Annotated in this window: 18 protein-coding genes and 2 pseudogenes; 4 read left to right on the forward strand and 16 right to left on the reverse strand. The window is 28.4% G+C overall.

Features of this window, described 5'->3' with window-relative positions; genetic code table 11:
* The first annotated feature begins 335 nt into the window (after positions 1-335).
* The 3 genes and pseudogenes from KGF52_RS14420 (at position 336) to tnpA (ending at position 3,478) form a co-directional block, all read left to right on the forward strand.
* On the forward strand, positions 336-1,463 hold the full coding sequence (locus tag KGF52_RS14420; protein WP_227830128.1) for a DEAD/DEAH box helicase: 1,128 nt from the start codon (positions 336-338) through the stop codon (positions 1,461-1,463).
* Between the two features lie 275 nt (positions 1,464-1,738).
* Positions 1,739-3,091: pseudogene (gene iscB, locus KGF52_RS14425) on the forward strand (RNA-guided endonuclease IscB).
* Positions 3,078-3,478, forward strand: a pseudogene (gene tnpA / locus KGF52_RS14430) (IS200/IS605 family transposase). Before iscB ends, tnpA begins: the two co-directional pseudogenes overlap by 14 nt.
* Positions 3,479-3,725: 247 nt before the next feature.
* Here the strand turns inward: tnpA and KGF52_RS14435 are convergent.
* The 11 genes from KGF52_RS14435 to KGF52_RS14485 all read right to left on the reverse strand — a co-directional run bounded on the left by KGF52_RS14435 (position 3,726) and on the right by KGF52_RS14485 (position 13,475).
* Positions 3,726-4,916, reverse strand: a complete 1,191-nt coding sequence (locus KGF52_RS14435; RefSeq protein ID WP_227829635.1) for a hypothetical protein — start codon at positions 4,914-4,916, stop codon at positions 3,726-3,728.
* A gap of 485 nt (positions 4,917-5,401) precedes the next feature.
* Complete coding sequence (locus KGF52_RS14440) at positions 5,402-6,217, reverse strand: MBL fold metallo-hydrolase (protein ID WP_227840655.1); 816 nt, start codon at positions 6,215-6,217, stop codon at positions 5,402-5,404.
* A gap of 176 nt (positions 6,218-6,393) precedes the next feature.
* Entirely contained in the window at positions 6,394-7,845 is a 1,452-nt protein-coding gene (locus KGF52_RS14445) for a glutamate synthase-related protein (RefSeq protein WP_227840656.1), read from the reverse strand.
* A gap of 133 nt (positions 7,846-7,978) precedes the next feature.
* Entirely contained in the window at positions 7,979-8,365 is a 387-nt protein-coding gene (locus tag KGF52_RS14450) for a desulfoferrodoxin family protein (RefSeq protein WP_227829638.1), read from the reverse strand.
* A gap of 37 nt (positions 8,366-8,402) precedes the next feature.
* Complete coding sequence (locus KGF52_RS14455) at positions 8,403-8,792, reverse strand: Fur family transcriptional regulator (protein WP_227829639.1); 390 nt, start codon at positions 8,790-8,792, stop codon at positions 8,403-8,405.
* Positions 8,793-8,823: 31 nt separating this feature from the next.
* Positions 8,824-9,360 carry a rubrerythrin gene (gene rbr / locus KGF52_RS14460; RefSeq protein ID WP_227433364.1) on the reverse strand — a complete coding sequence of 179 codons (537 nt, stop codon included), beginning with the start codon at positions 9,358-9,360 and terminating at the stop codon, positions 8,824-8,826.
* Between the two features lie 106 nt (positions 9,361-9,466).
* Positions 9,467-10,858, reverse strand: coding sequence for a [FeFe] hydrogenase, group A (locus KGF52_RS14465; protein WP_227840657.1), 1,392 nt, complete (start codon positions 10,856-10,858; stop codon positions 9,467-9,469).
* A 401-nt stretch (positions 10,859-11,259) separates the two neighbouring features.
* Entirely contained in the window at positions 11,260-11,940 is a 681-nt protein-coding gene (locus KGF52_RS14470; protein WP_227840658.1) for a Crp/Fnr family transcriptional regulator, read from the reverse strand.
* Between the two features lie 19 nt (positions 11,941-11,959).
* Complete coding sequence (locus KGF52_RS14475; protein WP_227840659.1) at positions 11,960-12,520, reverse strand: DUF6691 family protein; 561 nt, start codon at positions 12,518-12,520, stop codon at positions 11,960-11,962.
* A 22-nt stretch (positions 12,521-12,542) separates the two neighbouring features.
* Entirely contained in the window at positions 12,543-13,103 is a 561-nt protein-coding gene (locus KGF52_RS14480; RefSeq protein WP_227840660.1) for a YeeE/YedE thiosulfate transporter family protein, read from the reverse strand.
* A gap of 30 nt (positions 13,104-13,133) precedes the next feature.
* Entirely contained in the window at positions 13,134-13,475 is a 342-nt protein-coding gene (locus KGF52_RS14485) for a rhodanese-like domain-containing protein (RefSeq protein WP_227829644.1), read from the reverse strand.
* Positions 13,476-13,652: 177 nt separating this feature from the next.
* Between KGF52_RS14485 and cdr the strand changes: the two genes are divergently transcribed.
* Entirely contained in the window at positions 13,653-16,142 is a 2,490-nt protein-coding gene (gene cdr, locus KGF52_RS14490) for a CoA-disulfide reductase (protein ID WP_227840661.1), read from the forward strand.
* Positions 16,143-16,432: 290 nt separating this feature from the next.
* On the opposite strand, the gene KGF52_RS14495 is transcribed toward cdr, so the two are convergent.
* From KGF52_RS14495 to KGF52_RS14515, 5 genes are all read right to left on the reverse strand, one after another.
* On the reverse strand, positions 16,433-16,735 hold the full coding sequence (locus KGF52_RS14495; protein WP_227829646.1) for a PTS sugar transporter subunit IIBC: 303 nt from the start codon (positions 16,733-16,735) through the stop codon (positions 16,433-16,435).
* A 21-nt stretch (positions 16,736-16,756) separates the two neighbouring features.
* On the reverse strand, positions 16,757-17,167 hold the full coding sequence (locus tag KGF52_RS14500; protein ID WP_227433366.1) for a universal stress protein: 411 nt from the start codon (positions 17,165-17,167) through the stop codon (positions 16,757-16,759).
* A gap of 198 nt (positions 17,168-17,365) precedes the next feature.
* Positions 17,366-19,294, reverse strand: coding sequence for an EAL domain-containing protein (locus KGF52_RS14505; RefSeq protein ID WP_227829647.1), 1,929 nt, complete (start codon positions 19,292-19,294; stop codon positions 17,366-17,368).
* Positions 19,295-19,483: 189 nt separating this feature from the next.
* Positions 19,484-19,972, reverse strand: a complete 489-nt coding sequence (locus KGF52_RS14510; RefSeq protein ID WP_227840662.1) for a flavodoxin domain-containing protein — start codon at positions 19,970-19,972, stop codon at positions 19,484-19,486.
* 114 nt (positions 19,973-20,086) lie between these two features.
* Positions 20,087-21,097: a DUF4116 domain-containing protein gene (locus tag KGF52_RS14515; protein WP_227840663.1), complete on the reverse strand. Its 1,011-nt coding sequence runs from the start codon at positions 21,095-21,097 to the stop codon at positions 20,087-20,089.
* Positions 21,098-21,373: the final 276 nt, after the last annotated feature.

A 21,373-nucleotide genomic window follows, 5' to 3' on the forward strand; every position in this document is an offset into this window, starting at 1 on the left:
TATATGATGTTGTGATCAGCATTATCGTGATGTTAAATTTTCATTTATATTTTTCTTTGATGTACTTTTTTGTATGATTTGTGTTTTATCATTACATTTTTGTTTCTATACTTTTTTATATTTGTTAATTGTTTTTTTTTTTTCAAGCAAAAGACCGCATTCCAGATCAGCCTTCGTCTCCTGGGCTCGGAAATGTGTTAAAGAGGCAAAATCTACACTATATTTTAAGAGTTATACACTATATTTTTAAACTATATAAATAATAATCGAAAAAATTACTAAAAATACTTACAAATATGATATTATTAATTGATTAATAAAATAGAAAATTTTTCATGAAAGGTAAGATAATAATGGATTTTAAGAGCTTAGGAATTAGCGAAGATACTATAAATATTATAAAAACATCAGGAATAACAACACCTACACCTATACAAAAAGAAAGTATTCCTTTAATAAAATCAGGAAAAGATGTCATAGCAGAAGCTCAGACTGGGACAGGTAAAACACTTGCTTTCTTGCTTCCGATATTTGAGAATATATCATTGGATATAGATGATATACAAGTACTTATACTGTCTCCAACTAGAGAACTTGCTATTCAAATAACAGAAGAAGCTATAAAACTTAAAGAATCTAAGGATATAAATATTCTAGCAGCTTATGGTGGAAAAGACATTGGTTCTCAGATAAAAAAACTAAAAGGAAATATTCATATGATTATAGCAACACCAGGTAGACTTCTAGACCACTTAAATAGAAAAACAATTGACCTTAGCAAATTAAAAACTTTTGTTTTAGATGAAGCAGACCAAATGTTGCTTATGGGATTTAAAAATGAGGTTGAAGCTATTTTAAAAGAAACTTCAAATAAAAAACAGACATTATGCTTTTCTGCAACTATGGATTCTCAAGTTAAAAAATTAGCTTATAGATATACAAAAAATCCTGTTGTTGTTTCTATTGAAAAAGAAGAAATTACTCTTACTAATATAAAACAAGAAGTAGTAGAAACTACAGATAGAAAGAAATTAGATGCTTTATGCAGCGTTTTAAATGAAGACAATCCTTTTATGGCTATAATATTCTGTAGAACTAAAAGAAGAGTTGACAACCTTGAAGAGGCTCTTGCTATACGAGGATATAATTGTCAAAAGTTGCATAGTGATATCGCCCAATCAAAGCGAGAAAGAATAATGAAATCATTTAGAAATTTAGAAATACAATATTTAATAGCTACAGACGTAGCTTCTCGAGGTCTTGATATATCAGGAGTAAGTCACATATATAATTACGATTTACCAGAAACGCCTGAAGACTATATTCACCGTATTGGTAGAACTGGTAGAGCTGGAGAACAGGGTTATACTTGTGCTTTTATTGACCCTAAAAACGAGAGAATATTAAGTGAAATTGAAACAGCTATAGAATCTAAAATTAATAGAAGAATTGTAAAATTATAATATATAGGCTAACTATCAAATTGTCAACTGCCAACTACCCTAAAGGGTAGTGGCTTGTAGGAGATTACAAGTTAGTTGAATAGCCTAAGTTTTAACTACGTTATGTAAGAATATATAGGTACTTTAGGATACTTCTCTAGTCCTAAACTCTACAGTGTATCATTAAACATCACTGATGGCAGGCGAAGTGTGGTATATTTAAAACCTTTCATAACATTGGCGAAGAGAGCTTACCACCGTAAGGTGAGGTTAAATTATCTGAAAGGATTAATATTATGGTGTATGTAATTAGCTTTGAAGGAAAACCGTTAATGCCTACTAATAATGCAAAAGCTAGAAAATTATTAAAACAAAAGAAAGCTACTGTTAAAAGAGTTAATCCATTTACTATACAATTACTGTATAAAACGGATACTGAATATATTCAATCTGTAACATTAGGGATAGATAGCGGATATTTAAATATAGGATTTTCAGCTATAACAGATAGTAAAGAATTGATAGTTGGAGAAGTAAAGTTGCTTCAAGGTATGAAAGATAGATTATTAGAAAAAAGTCAATATAGAAGAATTAGAAGACAAAGATTAAGATATAGAAAACCTAGATGGAACAATAGAAAAATAGAAAATGGATGGTTAGCACCAAGTTAACAACATAAGTTAGATACTCATGTTAAATTTATAGATTATCTTAATTCAATACTGCCTATTAAAAATATAGTAATAGAGGTTGCCAACTTTGATATACAAAAAATCAAGAATCCTGATATATATGGAGTAAAGTATCAGCAGGGAGAACAAATTGGTTTTTGGAATGTAAGGGAATATGTACTTCATAGAGATGGACATAAATGTCAAAATCCTAATTGTAAGAATAAGAATAAAGAACAGATATTAGAAATTCATCATATTAAGTACAAGAGTGATAGTGGTTCTGATGCTCCTAGTAATTTAATAACTTTGTGTAATAAGTGTCATACATCTCCTAATCATAAAAAGGGTAAATTTCTGTATGATTGGTGTGAAAATGGTAAAAAGGTTAAAGATTTTAAAGATGCTACATTTATGTCAATGATAAGATGGTACTTATTGGAACAGTTGAAAGAAAAATATACTAACATTAAAGCAACTTATGGTTATTTGACTAAAAATCATAGAATTGAACATGGTATAGAAAAAAGTCATTTTAATGATGCTTTTGCTATAGCTAAAGGTGTTAATCAAGTTAGAAATTTAGAAGTATTTAAAGTTGAACAATCAAGATTAAACAATAGAAGTCTTGAAAAATTCTATGATGCTAAATATATAGATAATAGAACTGGTGAGAAAGTTTCTGCAAGTGAACTTAATTGTGGAAGAAGAACTAGAAACAAGAATTTAAATTCTGAAAATCTTAGAGTGTTCAGAGGTCAGAAAATATCTAAAGGTCAAAGAAGAATAAGGAAGCAAAAATCATTGTATCAGCCAAATGACTTGATTAAATATGATGGAAAAGTTTATACAGTTAAAGGCAGTCAAAATGAGGGTCAATATATAGCTTTAAAAGAAATCAAAAAAGTGCCAAATGTAAAACTAATTAAACCATATATATTTAAGAAGGGATTGAATTGGAGTTGTGGATTATGTTAGTAGAAATCATTCTAAGTGTTTGTTATTGGTACATCTGATATTTGTATGTAAATACAGAAAAAACTTGTTAATTAAATTTGGTGATGAAATTAAACATATTCTTAGTAATATAGCAAAAGAAAAAGATTTAATCATAGTGAAATGGAAGTTGATAAAAATCATGTGCATCTATTAGTTAAATATAGACCAACAATTTCTATATTAGAGATAGTAAGATGGTTTAAGCAAATTTCAACTTATAGGATTTGGAGAATTAACAATAACCAATTATATCTTAACAAATATTTCTGGAAGGAAAAAACTTTTTGGTCAGATGGATACTTTGCTTGTAGTATAGGAAATGTTTCTAAAGAAACTATTGAAAGATATATACAAAGTCAGGGATAGGCTTACATCCACTAACCTAAAGGTATAGTGGTTTTACGCCTTAATTTATAAAAATTGAATAAATAAAAACGTATGTGTACTTATCTTAGATAAATTCACATACATTTTTATATTGTTTCATTTTAATAATATTGTTAATATCATTTTAAATTTTTTCTGATATTAATCTTATATTAATTTTGCACTTAAGTCATCATTAATGAATCTTTTATAGACCATCTTTTTATACTTAAGCTACTAATTTATACTATAAATTCTCAACATTCTCATCTAAATCTGCTGGCCATTTAGCCTCTGGATGTTCTTTTGCAAATTTCTTATTCTTATAATGACCCAATGTTAGAAAAGGTATAACTATAGTGAATAGACCAAGATAACCACAATATCCATATCCATACTTAACTATGTTACTTAACCCTGTAAGAGATATAAGCATTGATACTACCATTATTGCACATGCTGTAAATACTCTTCTTTTCATTTTTGAAGAAAGGAAAGAAAGTGCTTTATGGTCTTCAAATCTATTTACAAGACCAAATATTGTAGTTACTCCTGTAGACATCAAACAAAGGAATAGTGCTACATTATAAATTATGTATATAGTGTTATTTCCAGATTGACCTGCAACATAAAGAGTAGGAAGCGTTGTTTGTCCAGCAGCAGTAAATTCTCTATACCATCCCATTAGCATAGTTACAGCAAGCCCCAACGCAACTGCATTCATAACAAATGAAACTATCATTGCTTTAGTAGCTTCTTTGGAATTTTTAAGAAGTGGTCTTGAACAGCTTGCAAGTGTAGGTATAACAACTGATTGGAATCCTGCATAAATAAAAGTATTAAGTATTGGCTTAAAGTATCCAGGTGTGAAGCTTGTTCTGTTTGAGAATATTTCAGATATTTCTGGTACCTTAGCTTTTATACCCACTATAAAAATAGTAAGAGTACATACTAATATAGCTATGGTCATTGCTGTTGCTGCTTTAGATACAAGCATAGCTCCAAATATAGTAAAAATAAGAAGTACAATTCCGATAATAAAGACGGCTATAAAATAATTAATTCCTATACTCTGAAAAACTGCTGCCGCACCTGCTATAACAGCGCTTACAGCTATTAAAACCATTAGATAATAATATATCTCCCATATTATTTCAAGTTTTGGATATGGACTCCAAAGTTCACAAAATAAATCCTTATAATTCTTACAATTATTATTATTATACATTATAATAACTTCTCTCATCGTAGCAGTAAGTATAATCATTGCTAAAATTGCCATGAGTGGTGCAATCCATCCATATTGCACATAATACTGAGTTTCTTGATTTCCTGTAGCAAACCCTCCACCTGCATGCGAACTAAAAAGAACACTTGCAACTCCAAATATAGCTAGAATAGAGCCTGTTGCTTTTGCTTTTTTTACATTTTTTTGCATAAAATCATCCTCTCTAGAAATAATAGTAAAAAATTTATAATTTAACATACATTTGACAAAATAATAACATTTTTGTCAAGTTAATTCAACAGTAATTTTTCTAAAAATTTACAATTTTAATTTTTTTATTTCTAATCAGGTAAATTTCATGCGTTTATTTTATTATTATGAATTAATAATATTTTTATATTATGTTTTGTTATATGAAACTGTTTTTATAATGTTAAATTTTTTACAAATGGACTTATCTAATTAGATAATGATTAACATACCTATAATAGTTATAATCATTTATTACTATATTTGCATTCTTATTGAAATCATTAAGACTTATATATAAAAATAAATTTATATTTAAAATAATATTGTATTTAGATAAACTAATTTAATTTACTTCTCTTTATATCATCATTATTAATACATAATAAAATTATCTACTAATGAAAATATTAAATAATTAAAAACATCTTTTTTTTAAATTAATACTATATGCTTATAGTTAATCCTACTCCAACTTCATTTACATTTAACATTTCATTCATCTTAGCCTTTACCTTAAAAGAAACACAGTGACAAGGATACAACATGTTTATTTCTTCTTTTTTCAAATATTGAATAGTACTACCTAGTCTATCATCCAATTCAAAAAGATGAAAACCACCCAAGATTCCAACAATTCTATTATCACCACATACTTTTTTGGCATATTCCACTATATTACAAATTCCACTATGAGAACATCCTGTAACAATAAAAATACCTTTATCAGTCTTACATGCTATAGCCGAATCATCTAAAACATAATCATCATCCCATAAATTTTCTGATTTATATTTTCCTATTTTTGCTCTTTTTTCAAAGTTATTTATAGAGGGAATCTCTCCTAAGAATATACAATTTTCACTTATCTTAAAAGGTTTACTCTTTGGTTCATACATAAAAGTATTTCTAGCTTTCTCAATAGAAAATGGTGCTCCTATATTATCACCTCCACATTTTTTAGGTTTAAGACAATTAGGGTGTGCTATAAGCTTAACTTTAGATAAATCATATTTATTTGCTAAAAATTGAATACCCCTTGTATGGTCATTATGTCCATGAGAAAAAATAACATGAGTCAAGTCTCCTAAATCTATATCCATTTTTTCAGCATTTGATATAAATACCTCTGAATAGCCTGCATCAAATAAAATTCTATTTCCATCAATCTCAATATAATAACTAACTGCTGGTTCTCCAACAAAGTACCTATCAATATATGTATTATTATCAACGAGAACTTGTATCTGCATCTTTTCCATAATAATCACTCCTTAAATTGTTGTTTAGTTTAATAGTACGATATTACAATGTATTTTACAATTTAATCTCTTCAATTTCACATTAAAAAAGAGAATTCTATAATATAAAATTCTCTTTTTATTAAATTTATTTTCTTTTATAAACTCGTATTATTAGATAGTTTTAAATTAAAAATTTATACATGTTGTATATTCGTATAATTTGATATCTCAGAGTTAACTGTATATAAATCATCAACGCTCAAATCATGTATATCTTTATGACCAGAAATTCTAGCAAAAGTCTTAAGCTCTTCTAAACTAACATTTAAGAAATTTGCCACTCTATTTGCACTATTTTCCATATGTAATCTTTTTCTTAATTCCTCATCTTGAGTAGCTACTCCTACAGGACACTTACCAGAACCACATATACGATATTGTTGACATGCTGCTGCCATAAGAGCAGAACTAGCAATTGCAATTGCATCAGCTCCCATAGCTATGGCCTTAGCAAAGTCAGTAGATATACGAAGACCACCTGTTATAACTAAGTCTATATCTAATCCATGTGTATCTATGTATTTTCTAGCACGATAAAGAGCAAATATTGTTGGAACTGAAGTTGCATCCTTAAGTAACTTTGGACTTGCTCCAGTAGCTCCACCACGTCCATCAATAGTCATAAAGTCAGGTTTAGCATAAGCTATAAATTCCATATCTCTCTCAATGTGCCCAGCTGAAATTTTAATACCAATTGGACGTCCTTCTGAGACCTCTCTAAGCTCATCTACAAGTTTCTTTAAGTCTTCTTTTGATTGTATTTCTTCAAAACAAGATGGACTTATAACATCTTGTCCTACAGGCTTATTTCTAACTTTGGCAATTTCTTCAGTTACTTTTTCACCTGGAAGATGACCTCCCATACCAGGTTTTGTTCCCTGACCAATTTTTATCTCTATAGCATCAGAATTTTTAAGATTTTCTTCAGTTACACTATACTTATTTGGGACATATTCAAAAATATACTTATATGAAGCTTCCATTTCTTCTGGTAATATACCACCCTCACCACTACACATAGCTGTTTTATTTTTAGCTGCACCTTTTGCTAAAGCTATTTTTAATTCTTTAGACAAAGCACCAAATGACATATGAGAAATATAAACTGGATTTTCTATTACCATAGGTTTTTTTGCTTTTTTTCCTATTATTGTTGTTGTATTTACTTCATCATGTTCATTTAGAGGTAATGGATTTAATTGAGCTCCCATAATTAAAATATCATCCCAAGAAATTACTGGTAGTTTAGTTTTCATAGGCTCTATTATAGACTTTCCTGTAACAGCCATTTCATGAATTATATCCATATGTTGCTCAACTTCATCATCTCTTCTTAAATATGTATTTAAATAATTTAAATCACCTGTTTTTTCACTATTTACATCAGATTTTTCTTGAACAGATGCTTCTATTTTATTTTCTTTATTTTCTTCACCTTCAAAATACACAGTACTTATTTTTCCAAAATAACTACGACCTTTTGTACATACAGGACATGTCCAGTATTCACTTAACTCATCCCATGTTTTATCATTTTTAGATTCATCATAAATATATCCACAAACACTACATTTATAAATTGACATATTATTTTCTCCTTATACTCTATTAATCTCAAAACAAATTAAGATTTGAAATTATATAAATTTATAGGAGGCTATTTTTATAGAAATAAATTTCTATTTTTTAGCCTCCTTTTTAATTCAGTTTATTTAAATATTACAATTCAGCTTTCCATAATCCATGTAAATTACAATAAGCATATGCAGATACTACTTTATCATCATCATTCAAAGCAAATTTAACTACAGGCTCTCCATCTACTGCTAGACATTTACGTTGACCACCTTGTTCAGTCATAAGATACACCCATGCTATATGATGTTCTTTAGTCATTGGATGAGCAACACTACTTACTTTAACAGTAACATTATTGCCATCTACTTCAATCACAGGCACATGTTTTTCAACTGCTGCATCTGTTGTATTGGGAACAAGCTCTTTCATAGGCTTTCCACAACAGAAAACAGGAACACCTGCACTGTGTATCATCCCTATAAGATTACCACAAGTCTCACATATAAAAAATCTTTTTTCACTACACATAAACTCACCTCATTAATTATTTTTAGAATTTGAAAAGTTAACCTACTTGGCTACACTTTCTACAATTATTACAAATCCCTTTAAAACTTATGTTATAAGATGTTATTTTTATGTCTGTTTCTTCTGATATTGATTCTTTTAAATTGCTAAGAATTTCAGATTCTAAATCGTACACCTCTCCACATACTTCACATATAATATGATAGTGATTTTCTGTTCTACCATCAAATCTATCTGGATTTCCTGGAATACTAACTTTTTTTATAAAACCATGTTCTGTTAGCTGAGCTAAATTTCTATACACAGTCCCTAAGCTTAAACTCGGATTATCTTTTTTTAGATTTTCATACAAACAATCAGCAGTAGGATGAACTGGATTATTTAATATTTCATTTAAAATCAGTTCTCTTTGTTTAGAAAATTTCATAGTTAACATTCCTTTTTAATTATAATAATTTTTAATAGTTTTCAGCTTTTATATTGAAATAAGCCTTTGGATGGTCACATACAGGGCATTTTTCTGGTGCTTCAGTACCTACATACACATGACCACAGTTTTGACATTGCCAAACAACTTCTTCTTCTCTTTTAAAGATTTTTCCTTCATTTAGGTTTTCTAAAAGTTTTAAGTATCTTTCTTCATGTTCTTTTTCTATTCTTCCAACAGCTTCAAATAAATAAGCTATTTTGTCAAATCCTTCTTCTCTAGCTTCTTTAGCAAATGTTGCATACATGTCAGTCCACTCATAATTTTCACCTGCTGCTGCATCTTTTAAATTTTCTTCTGTTGAAGGCATTCCATCATGTAAAAGTTTAAACCATAGTTTAGCATGTTCCTTTTCGTTGTTAGCAGTTTCTTCAAATATAGCAGCTATTTGATTGTACCCTTCTTTTTTAGCTTTTGATGCATAGTATGTATATTTATTTCTTGCTTCTGATTCCCCTGCAAATCCTGCCATTAAATTCTTTTCTGTTTTAGTTCCTTTTAAGTTCATAATTAATTCCTCCCTTTTCAATAATAGTAATGATTACTATTTCTATATTTATATAATATATTAATTTCCACTTTTTGTCAACTATATATAATATTATTTTTTTTATTTAAATATTCTCATTTTCTAATATATTATTTAACATATAATTTTTAGAATTATATGCTGTATGTAACATACTTTCCGCTAAATCAGAAAGTGGACTTCCATAAAATTCTTTATAAACTTGTTTTATATCTGGATTTTCATAACTAGATTTTATTTTTATAGTATTATCCTTATTATACAGACCCGCTATACGCTTAAACCTAATCATATCTGTGACTTCAAAAGATGTTTTTGGCTGACCTGCCCCACTTATACATCCACCTCTACATGTCATGACCTCTATAAAATCATATTTATGTTTATTATCATTCATACTCTCTATTAGACTTTTAGCATTAGCAGTACCATGTATTACTGCTACATTTATAACTTTATCAGCTACTTTAACTTCTGCCTCCTTTATTCCATCAATTCCTCTAATAGGAGTAAAATTTAGTATATTTTGAGGAGGTTGCTCTCCTGTAATTAGATAATAGGCAGTTCTTATAGATGCTTCCATAACTCCACCAGTATTGCCAAATATAATTCCTGCTCCACTTCCTCTACCTAATAAATCATCATATGATGAATTCTCTAGATTTTCAAATGAAATTTCTTCTTCTTTTAACCACTTTGCTAATTCTTTAGTTGTAATCACATAGTCCATATCACGTATGGATTCATCTTTATAGTATTTTCCTGAATCATTCATTTCTGGTCTTAATATTTCATATTTTTTAGCTGTACATGGAGTTACAGCTACATTTACAATTTGTTTTGGATTAAGACCTTTCTTTTTAGCAAAATATGTTTTTATCGTTGGCCCTTGCATACCTATTGGACTTTTAGCAGTAGATAAATTTGGTATCAGTTCTGGATAAAATGTTTCTACAAACTTAACCCAAGCTGGACAGCAACTTGTAAATTGAGGTAGTGATTTCTCATTCTTTGTTATACACTCTATTAATTCAGATGCTTCTTCCATAATAGTTAAATCAGCTGAAAATGTAGTATCAAATACATAATCTGCCCCTAATTTTCTTAAAGCAGAAACCATCTTTTCCTCAACATATGTACCAGGTTCCATACCAAATTCTTCACCAAGTGCAACTCTTACAGATGGGGATGTACTGAATATAACTATTTTTTCTGAATCATTAATAGAACTTTTCACTTTTTCATAATCATACACTTGTGTAATTGATTCAACTGGACATACAACTGCACATTGCCCACAATGAATACAGATGGCGTTATCACCTGTCTTATCTAAGTCATACATTTTCCCTACAGCGATTTCTTTCTCACAAACAGTTCTACACTGACCACATTTTACACATTTTGATTCATCCCTAAGTATTGCAGGGTTATCCTTTTCAATAGGAATTCTAATTTCAGTAAATGAGTGTTTCATCTAATCTTTCTCCTTATAATTTTGACTTTCTCGTAATTACGCTTTAATTTTCAATATTAATAACGATTACTGTTATTATTTTAGATTATGTACCATATTTTGTCAATTTTGGTTTTTGTTTATTCTCTCTTTAAATATTTTGAAATATTTTCTAGAGCCAAATATAGTTTAATCTTAAACATTAAAATTAGTTGTCTCAAGGTTGACATACCTTTTGAATACATACCAATAAATTAGTTTTCTATTACAGATATGTCATTTCCATAATCTTGGATTAAATGTTTTAATAGTCCTGTTTTATTACACATAAAAATGTGTACCTCCTATTTTGATAATTGGATTAATACCCTGCTTATCACCATTTTTTAGAAGAATACACATTTTATTTTATAGACTCGATTTTACGGACTTGATAAAAATTTTAATTTTTCTATATCAATTATTTTGATACTTCCTCTTGAAAGTTCTACTATTTTATCATTTTCAAACCTCTTAAGCATTCGACTTATAGCTTCTCGGGCGGAGCCTAAATTGTTAGCTATAGTATCATGAGTTATATTAATGTTTATAGAATCATTTAAATAGTATTGGTCTATTAAAAAATTAGCTACTCTACTATCTAAGCTAAAAAATACAACTTGCTCAAGAACCCACATAATTTGAGACAATTTATCTTGAGTTAAAGTAAGAAAGAAGTTTTGTATGCTAAGATTGTTACTAGAAATTTCCTTGAAAAATTTACTATCAATTATAATAACTGAAGAATCTTTTTCGGCTTCTAAATTGATATCATAAGTAATATCTTGATATACACAAGAAGAAGATAACATACAAATATCACGTTCAAATAATTTAAAAAGAGTAATTTCTTTACCTGAATTTGAAGTCATAAAGCTTCTAAGCTGACCATTTAAAACTACTACTATTCCAGTACAGGCTGAATTTTTAGAATGAACTAGTTCACCTTTATTATATTTTTGAATATAACTTGCTGAAATTAAATCTTTTACTTCACTTTCAGATAAATCATTGAAAAATGGTAGTTTATCTTTAAAATACGATTCTATATTTATATGACTCATATTAACACATCCTAATTAATTATTTTTTTATTATAGAATTTGGAAGTAGTAGAGAACCACCCATAAATAAGACTCCAGTTATAAGTAATCCCGTAAATCCTAAATTGAATAATGATGGAAACTCTGGTGATAAATTAAATAATGTTAATTTACTCATATCTAAGCTTGAAATTAATCCAATTGATTTTAGAGAAGCATATGACATCGAAAATGCAAATGCTCCAGTAAGTCCACCTAAAATAGTACTAATTGCTTTTTTTAAGTTATCTCCTGATGCTGCACCAACACAAGTACCAGGACAAGTGCCAGCACTTCCAAATCCTAACCCAAATATAATCCCTCCAAGTATAACACCAGTGTTCATAGTTTTAATACTTAAATGATCTAAGTTAAATATTCCTATTAAGTTTGCTAAATATAGGAGTACACTTGAAAAACCTATCGCAAAGAATATAACTTTAGCTAAATGTAAATCTTCTAATCTTAACATAGATAATAATTTTTTTGGGCTTGTAGCTCCAACTTTATATAAAGCATATCCAAAGAATGCTCCAAGTAATATGGCAAGTAATATTTTCATATTATTTTCTCCTAACTTCTTATTAATATTTGAATTTCTTAACTAAAATAGCAGTTGGTATAGCAACCGCAAATACAACACCTGCAAATACATATCCACTAACACTTGATTGCATCATACCACTCATCATGTGCCCACTAGTACATCCATCAGCTAATCTAGCTCCATATAATAGTAAAAATCCACCTATAAAGCTAGGTAAGTATTTTTGTATAAAGTTTTTATTTGTATTTACCTTACAGATATCCTCTGAATATAGCTTATTTTCTTTTTTATTCCTAGTTGCATGACCTATAAAACTACCCAATGGTATTGCTAGTACAAATATAAAATCATAATTAATAGGATTTTTTATTGATTTAGCTAATTTACCATCTGATTTATCATAATACTCATTTGCACTTTTATATCCAGTTTCTCTTTCATTATCTTCTTGTATTATACCTTGCTCCACAGTACTATGAATTATACCTGATAGAACTGAAAATTGGGTAGATACTCCTATTGGCTTAATTAATAAAACTGATATAAAAAATGATAAACCTAATATAATTGCTCCTTTTAACCATTTTTGATTATTCATGATTACCTCCTAAAATATTGTAATACTATTTTACTTTTTCTTTGATATATAGCTCGATATTCCACCTTTTAAGTTATAAACACTATTAAATCCATTTCTAGATAATATTTTTGCAGCAGAATTACTTCTTGCACCTGATGCACAATAAACAACTATAGTAGAATTCTTATATAAATCTAAAGTGTTTAATTTAGATTTTAATTCATGTACAGGTATATTTTTAGACTTTGGAATATTGAAAGTACTGTATTCTCCTGATGTTCTAACGTCTAATATTAATGTTTTTTTGTTATTTTTTAAAAGTATGTTTAATTCCATACCATCAATATTCTCATGTTTACTGCCTTTGAAAAGTTCTGAAAAAAAACTCATATTAATTTCTCCTTTCTAGTTATAAATTTTGATTGAGGTTTATGTTTTTTATTATAGTTTAAAAAAATAAAAAGTTATGTGATTAAGTTACAGATTAAAATATGGATTTAGAATATGATAAAGATGTGTTAAAAAAATATCATAAAATTTTACAATATATAAAAAGGAGATACTTTTATGAATAAAAAGATTATTATAGTAGGTGGAGTTGCAGGGGGAGCATCAACTGCGGCTAGATTAAGACGTTTAGATGAAAAGGCTCAAATTATAATGTTTGAAAAAGGTGAATATATATCATTTGCAAATTGTGGTCTTCCATATTATATAGGAGGAAGCATAAATGAAAGAGAAAAGCTAATAGTTCAAACTGTAGAAACAATGAGTTTAAAGTTTAATTTAGATATAAGAAACTTAAGTGAAGTTATAAAAATAGATAAAGAAAATAAAAGTGTAAGTGTAAAAAATCACAAAACAGGTGAAACGTATGAAGAAAGTTATGATGTATTAGTACTTTCTCCAGGAGCCAAGCCTATAAAACCGCCTATTTCAGGTATAAATGAATGCAAAAACTTATTTACACTTAGAAATATACCAGATACAGATAAAATAAAAGCATATGTAGATAATAATAAACCAAAACATGCAGTGGTTATAGGTGGAGGGTTTATTGGTCTTGAAATGGCAGAAAATCTTCATGATAAGGGTATAAAACTTACTTTAGTAGAAGCAAGTGAACAAGTTATGGCACCATTAGATATAGAAATGGTAAGTGTGATACATGATCATTTAATAAGTAAAGATATTGAGTTGATTTTAAAAGACGGAGTTAAATTTTTTTCTGAAAATGGAAATAAAGTAATATTATCCAGTGGAAAAGAAATAAAAACAGATATGATAATACTATCTATTGGAGTTAAGCCAGAAACAACTATAGCGAAAGAAGCAGGACTTAAGTTAAATGAAAGAGGAGCTATAATAGTTGATAATTATATGAAAACCTCTGATGAGAATATATATGCACTTGGAGATGCAGTAGAGATAACTGATTTTATAAATAAAAAACCTACAATGATTCCCCTAGCTTGGCCAGCAAATAGGCAAGGAAGATTGGTAGCTGATAATATATGTGGAAGAGATATCACTTACCAAGGAACATTAGGTTCATCAGTAGCAAAAGTATTTGATTATACAGTTGCTACTACTGGAAATAATGAAAAAACATTAAAAAGAATAGGTCTAGATTATAAAGCTATTCATATACATCCGGGATCTCATGCTGGATATTATCCAGGAGCATTTCCTATATCTCTTAAGATGACTTTCGACCCTAAGACAGGAAAGATTTTTGGAGCTCAAGGAGTTGGAATAGAAGGGGTTGAAAAACGTATAGATGTATTAGCTACAGCAATAAAAGGTGGTCTTACTGTATTTGATTTACCAGATATAGAAACTTGCTACGCTCCACCATATAACTCAGCTAAAGATCCAGTTAATATGTTAGGATATTATGCATCAAATATTATAGAGGATTTGGTTGAGATAGTACAATGGAATGAAGTTGACAATATAATAGCTGATAGTGGTGTAATAATAGATGTAAGAGAAGAGTTTGAATTAGCTACTGGAAAAATTCCAAATTCTATGCACATACCATTAGGTCAGCTAAGAGATAGACTAAATGAAATACCAAAAAATAAAAAGTTATATGCTACTTGCCAAATTGGACTTAGAGGATATGCTGCTTGTAGAATACTTGAACAACATGGGCTTAAGTGTATTAACATAGATGGTGGAGTAAAAACATATTTAGCAGTAAAAAGAGCAGAAGAAAGCATAAATAAACAGAATAAAAGTGAGAAAATAAATACAAATAGTGAGGATTTTGATATGGATATGGAAAACATAGATATAGCAAAAATAGATGCTAATGTTACACTAGATGCATGTGGACTTCAATGCCCAGGACCAATAAGAAGAGTATTTGAAGAAATCAACAAAATGCAAGAAGGTCAAATATTAGAAGTTAGAGCAAGTGATTCAGGATTTAGCAGGGATATACAATCTTGGTGTGAAAAGACAAGAAATACATTAATGAAGGCTGAGTTTGATAAGACAAAGAAAGCATTTGTAGCATATATTAGAAAAGGACTAACTGTATTAAATGTAAATCCATCTTGCAATATAAATCAAAGTGATAAAAATGGAGCAACACTAGTAGTATTTAGTGGAGATTTAGATAAGGCTATAGCGTCATTTATAATTGCAACTGGAGCTGCATCTATGGGTAAAGAGGTAACTATGTTCTTCACATTCTGGGGACTTAATATATTAAAGAGAAAAGATAAGCCGAATGTATCAAAAGATACTATGGAAAAAATGTTCGATATTATGTTACCATCTCATACAGGTAAATTACCATTATCTCAAATGAACATGGCTGGAATGGGACCTAAGATGATAAACCAAATAATGAAAAAGCACAACGTTGATGACTTAGATACTTTAATAAAAAATGCTCTGGATATGGGTGTAAAAGTTGTGGCATGTACGATGAGTATGGATTTAATGGGAATAAAGTCAGAAGAGTTTATAGATGGTGTTGATTTAGGAGGAGTAGCTTCATATTTAGGTGCTACTGAAGATGCTGGATTGAATCTATTTGTATAAGTTTAAATTAGATATATTTTAAATTAAAAATATATTTGTGATATTGTCACAGATATATTTTTTTATTGTCATAAAATATAAACATCTTAGCAAAACAATAAAAATTATGGAGGATATACAAATGGCACAAGCACTTAATAATAGCAATTTAACAAGGATGTAGAAAAAAATGAGGTTGCTGTAGCTGACTTTTTTGCAATAGCGAATTTCTTGTATTTACATAAAAGAGAGTATCTCATTTATGATTTTCAAAAATCATTTTAAGACACTCCCTTTCTATATTTTTAAGATTAATTTAAATCTATTAAAATTTCATTTACTATAGATTTTGCATCACTTATTATATATTTTGGATCAACCTCATAAAACTCCCTATCTATAAATCTATCAATCTTTTCTATACTCTCTATAGAATCACTTGTAACAAATAACACTATAGATGCATCTTCTATATCATATATAGAAAGTTCATTTTTTATACTTCCATCACTTTGAATTTCATAAACTAAGTCAAACCCTAAAATATTTGCAGCTTCTTTAAGAGAATTTGAACTTTTTTCACTTTCACAAACTGCTACTATCTTTTTATTCATATTTCAGATACCTCACTAATTCTACTCCGGTACAATCATCACTATACACTTTGCTTGTTTAACTACACTTGCTGTTACTGAACCTATCATTCTTGTTAGACCTTTTTTAGTAGATTTTGTCATAACTATAATATCTACATTATCTTCTTTTGCTTTTCTAATTATTTCATCTCCTGGATAACCAAAAGTAAAATGAACTTTAACATCATACTCTCCCATTATCTCTGCTGCTCTGTCCAGGATTCGTCTTCCTAAGTTTTCAGAATTCTTTATCTCTTCAGCTAGGGATATGCCATCAATAAATACTAGTTCTTTTACATTCATTATTTCCACTTCGACTTCATCTTTTTTGAATATTCCTTGTATAAATTCCAAAGAATGCATACTTCTTTCTGTTCCATCAATTGGTACTAATATTTTCTTTTTATTCATGTCACATCTTCCTTTCTTACTTTAGAATAATTAAGTAAAATATATATTTTAAGCTATAAAAATATATAATAAATCTTTACTCTAGGAATAAATATTAATAATATATATAATAATTTTAATATTTATTATTGTGTTAATTTTATAATATTTGACTAATAGTGTCAATGAACAAAATTGTAATTAAAAAAATAAAGGGTATTAAACCGTAAAAGCATTTTCTCTCAACAAATCCCTTAAAATTTCCTCTGGAACAGGTTTAGAGAAATAATACCCTTGTAAATATTCACAATTCATAGACTTTAAATCTTTAGCGTATTCAATGGTTTCAACACCTTCTGCTACAGGTTTCATATTTAATTTATTTATAAGCGATATAATAGTTTCAACTGTGAGCTTATGCTTACTATCTTCATTCATAGACCAAATCAGACTCTTATCTAACTTAATTACTGAAAATGGTAAGGAAAGCATATTCGTAACTCCAGAATAACCAATTCCAAAATCGTCAAGTGCAAATTTAACCCCTAAATCAATTAATTTTTCCATGGTCTCTCTAATTGTATTAAATGAACCTGATGCCACAGTTTCTGTAATTTCAAATTTAAATTTAGTTGGTGACACATTGTATTTTTTCATAATATTAAACAAATCATCAGCCAAATTCTTCTGCATACATTGTACTACAGAAAGATTAACAGCTATGGTGTCTAGCTTTAAATCTTCAAAATCATCACTAGCTATAAATTTACATACCTTCTCAAAAACCACTAACCCAATTGAATTAATAAGACCTGTCTGCTCTGCAATTGGTATAAATTCATCTGGTGGTATAAACCCTAGTTCTTTATGTTCTAGCCTAATCAAAGCCTCAGCTAAAGCAAATCTATCTTTACTAGTAGAAAATATAGGCTGATAATATACATCAAAACCATCATTTTCTAGAGCTTCTTTCAAACAATTTTTTATTATATGTTTTTTCTTTATCTTTTCACTTATAGACGCATCTGCATAAATAACTTGTCTTGATTCAGAGCGTTTTGCTTCATGTATAGAGAAGTCAATTGCAACTATAACATCTTCTGTCGTTTCAGCATTTTCTGGAAAAGAAACAGCTGCAATACTAGTTGATAAATTAAAACTTATTTCTTCTATTAGCCATGGTTTTTTAAATCTTTCTTTTATCTCATTGATAATTGTCTCTGGAGATATTCCTAACTGACTATTAACAACAATAGAAAATATATCTCCTCCTATTCTATATACATGATTTACATCATGAATATGAATCAAATATTTCCCAACTTCTTTTAATGCAATATCTCCATTTTTAGTCCCAAAAGTTTCATTCATAAATTTGAAATCATCAAGAGCAATTGTAATAATAAATCCTGACTGTTCAGTATTTATATTTAAATCTAGTTCTTGAATAAAGGATTGTCTATTAAGTACACCAGTAAGGTCATCAATGATAAGACCTCGATTCTGCATAGAAAGATATGTCAAAAGTAAACTACATGCACATGCTGTTCCTGTAAGAAGATACTGTAAAAAAATCGCTTGTAAAATAATTGCTATAACTGAAACTATAAGAAAACCTCTAATAGCCCATATTTTAGATTCATGCATTGCTTTTTTGTATTTAAAAGATAAAAATGCCGAATATATTGCATAAAAGAAAAATGATAAAAAAGTTGCAGTATATCCATAGCCACGAACATAACCTGTTTCTTTTGACAATCCAAATAAAATGTGTGTAAAAGGATTAGTTATAGATAAAATTATGCAAATTATAAGTGGTATAGATAAAAATAAAAGCTTTTTTTTCATATATCTAATATCCTGATAAATAATAGCCATGACATAAAATAATACAAGAGCCGCTGGTATCGGCAATAAAAATAAATATATTTGATTCAATAAACCAGTCAAAAAAATTGGAAGTTTATTTATATTATTTAGACAAAGTGAGCCTAAAACATTTGAAATTATGAATAAAAATGAACAAATTAAAAGTGCACAGTATATTTTATTTTGTAAAGTAGGTATAAATTTACTTTTAAAAAAGTATACCATCAAAAAAACAACTATAATTGCAGAAAAAATTTCATATTCTATATGCCATACCATAAACTTACCTCACTATTATTGTTTAATTTTCACTATTTTATTTAATATAATATGTTTACAATCATATTATAATTCATATTGATAGCATATTGAGTAATTTTATGGAAAATTTTTATTTGTATACAATTTTTACCTTAAATCCTCATTAAAGCATTAAACTTATCTCAAGCATTGTTATGTATATAGAAATTAAGCAAATAATTCTTTTGCTTTTGTAGCAATTCTTTCTCCAAATATTACAGCTTTTTCGTCTTGTATTTCTGGCCCTTCAATTGAATGTACATGTCCTAAATGTATAAATGGTTTTCCTAAAGAACCACCTCCAGAGTACACAAGCATTCCCTTAACCATTAAATGCCCTACTATAGTAAGAATTGCAACATCAGGACCGCCACAGACATAGTCACATGTAGCAAAAACTGCTCCCAACTTGCCAGCTAGATTTATCTTTTTTGAATCCTCATCAAACCATTTTTTTACTTCCCAAGTTGTATTAGCTAAATATGTTGGTGTTCCAAATATTACTGCTTTACTTTCATTTAAATACTCTGTATCAATACTATTAAATCTCATAAGTCTAACTTCTATTCCTTCTACATTTTTAGCACCATCTTCTATTAACTTAGCTACTCTTTCTGTGTTTCCACTTCTTGTTTGATATAATATTGTAATTTTCAATTTCAATCCCTCCTTAATGTGTAATAAAAATAATTTATTATATGTCAAATTATAGCACTTATTTTACTATCCTACAAAGGACTATCCAATTATTTTTTAATTAACTATTTTATATTAAAAAATCCCCAAACTCACCTTTAACTTGTTTATTTCAATCTCAACTATATCTGATATATCTTCAAAAGACATGCCTCTATCATGAAGTTTTCCTGCAATTTTGATTTTTGCATTTTCTTCTCCTTTTTTAATCAAAGCTCTATTTTCTTTTTCTATTACATTTCTAACATATCTTTTTGCAAATGGCTCATTCCCGTCGCATAAATCTTTATATTTTTCTTTATCTCCTTTGACAAAACTAAGTGCTCTTTTATCTTGTTTAACAGCCTCTGTACAAATTTCTTCTGTTTGTTCTTTCACAAATTTTAGAGCCATTCCATATTGTCTCACTGCTTTCAAGCATATTCCAACAGTCTGTTCCTTTACAAATTCTAAAGCCATACCATTTTGTCTTACTGCTCTTAAACATATTGTTTCTGTCTGATTTTTTACAAACTTCAAATCAAGCCCATTTTGTCTTACTGCCTCCATGCATATTTCTTCAGTCTGATTTTCCACCCATTTTAAATTATAACTACATTGTTTAACTGCTTCCATACATATCTTATCTGTTTGATTTTTTACTCTTGCTAATCCAAACTCACTATTTCTAACCGCTTCTATACATATTTCTTCTGTTTGCTCTTTTACAAATGCTAAGGCTGTACCATTTTTTTCAACAGCTCTTAAACATAATTCTTCTGTCTGATTTTCTATATATTTTAATGCTGTTCCATCTTGGCTAAGTGCTAACATACATATTTCTTCTGTTTGCTCTTCCACAAATTCTAACATTCTCCAATCTTGCTTGACTGCTTCCATGCAAATTTTTTCTGTTTGATTATCAACACATTTTATCGCATTACAATTTTGTTTAACAGCCTCCAGACATATCTTTTCTGTTTGATTTTTTATGTATATTAAATTTAACCCATTTTGCTTTACTATTTCTAAATATTCGTCTTCTGTTTTATTGTCAAAGTCATTGTTATCTATTGATTCAAATATATCATTTTTATTCTCTTGCATATCTTGAACTCACTCCTTATAAATTTTATAAAATTCAATAAATTTACTCTTATTTTTATTCTATCAAATAATATAAGAATTTTTCAGTCTTGTTTTTTTTTATAAAATCATTTGTATGTTAAAAAATAAATTAATTGCTTCAATTCCAGTATACAATACCCAAAATATGTGGTATATTTTAACTATAATATATTTTTATATATTACAGTTGAGATATTTAAAGTTAAATTTATATAAAATATCTTTATTTATATATCATTTAGATTGGATATATTT

The organism is Clostridioides sp. ZZV15-6597 (genome assembly GCF_020657815.1).
Classification (GTDB): Bacteria; Bacillota; Clostridia; order Peptostreptococcales; family Peptostreptococcaceae; genus Clostridioides.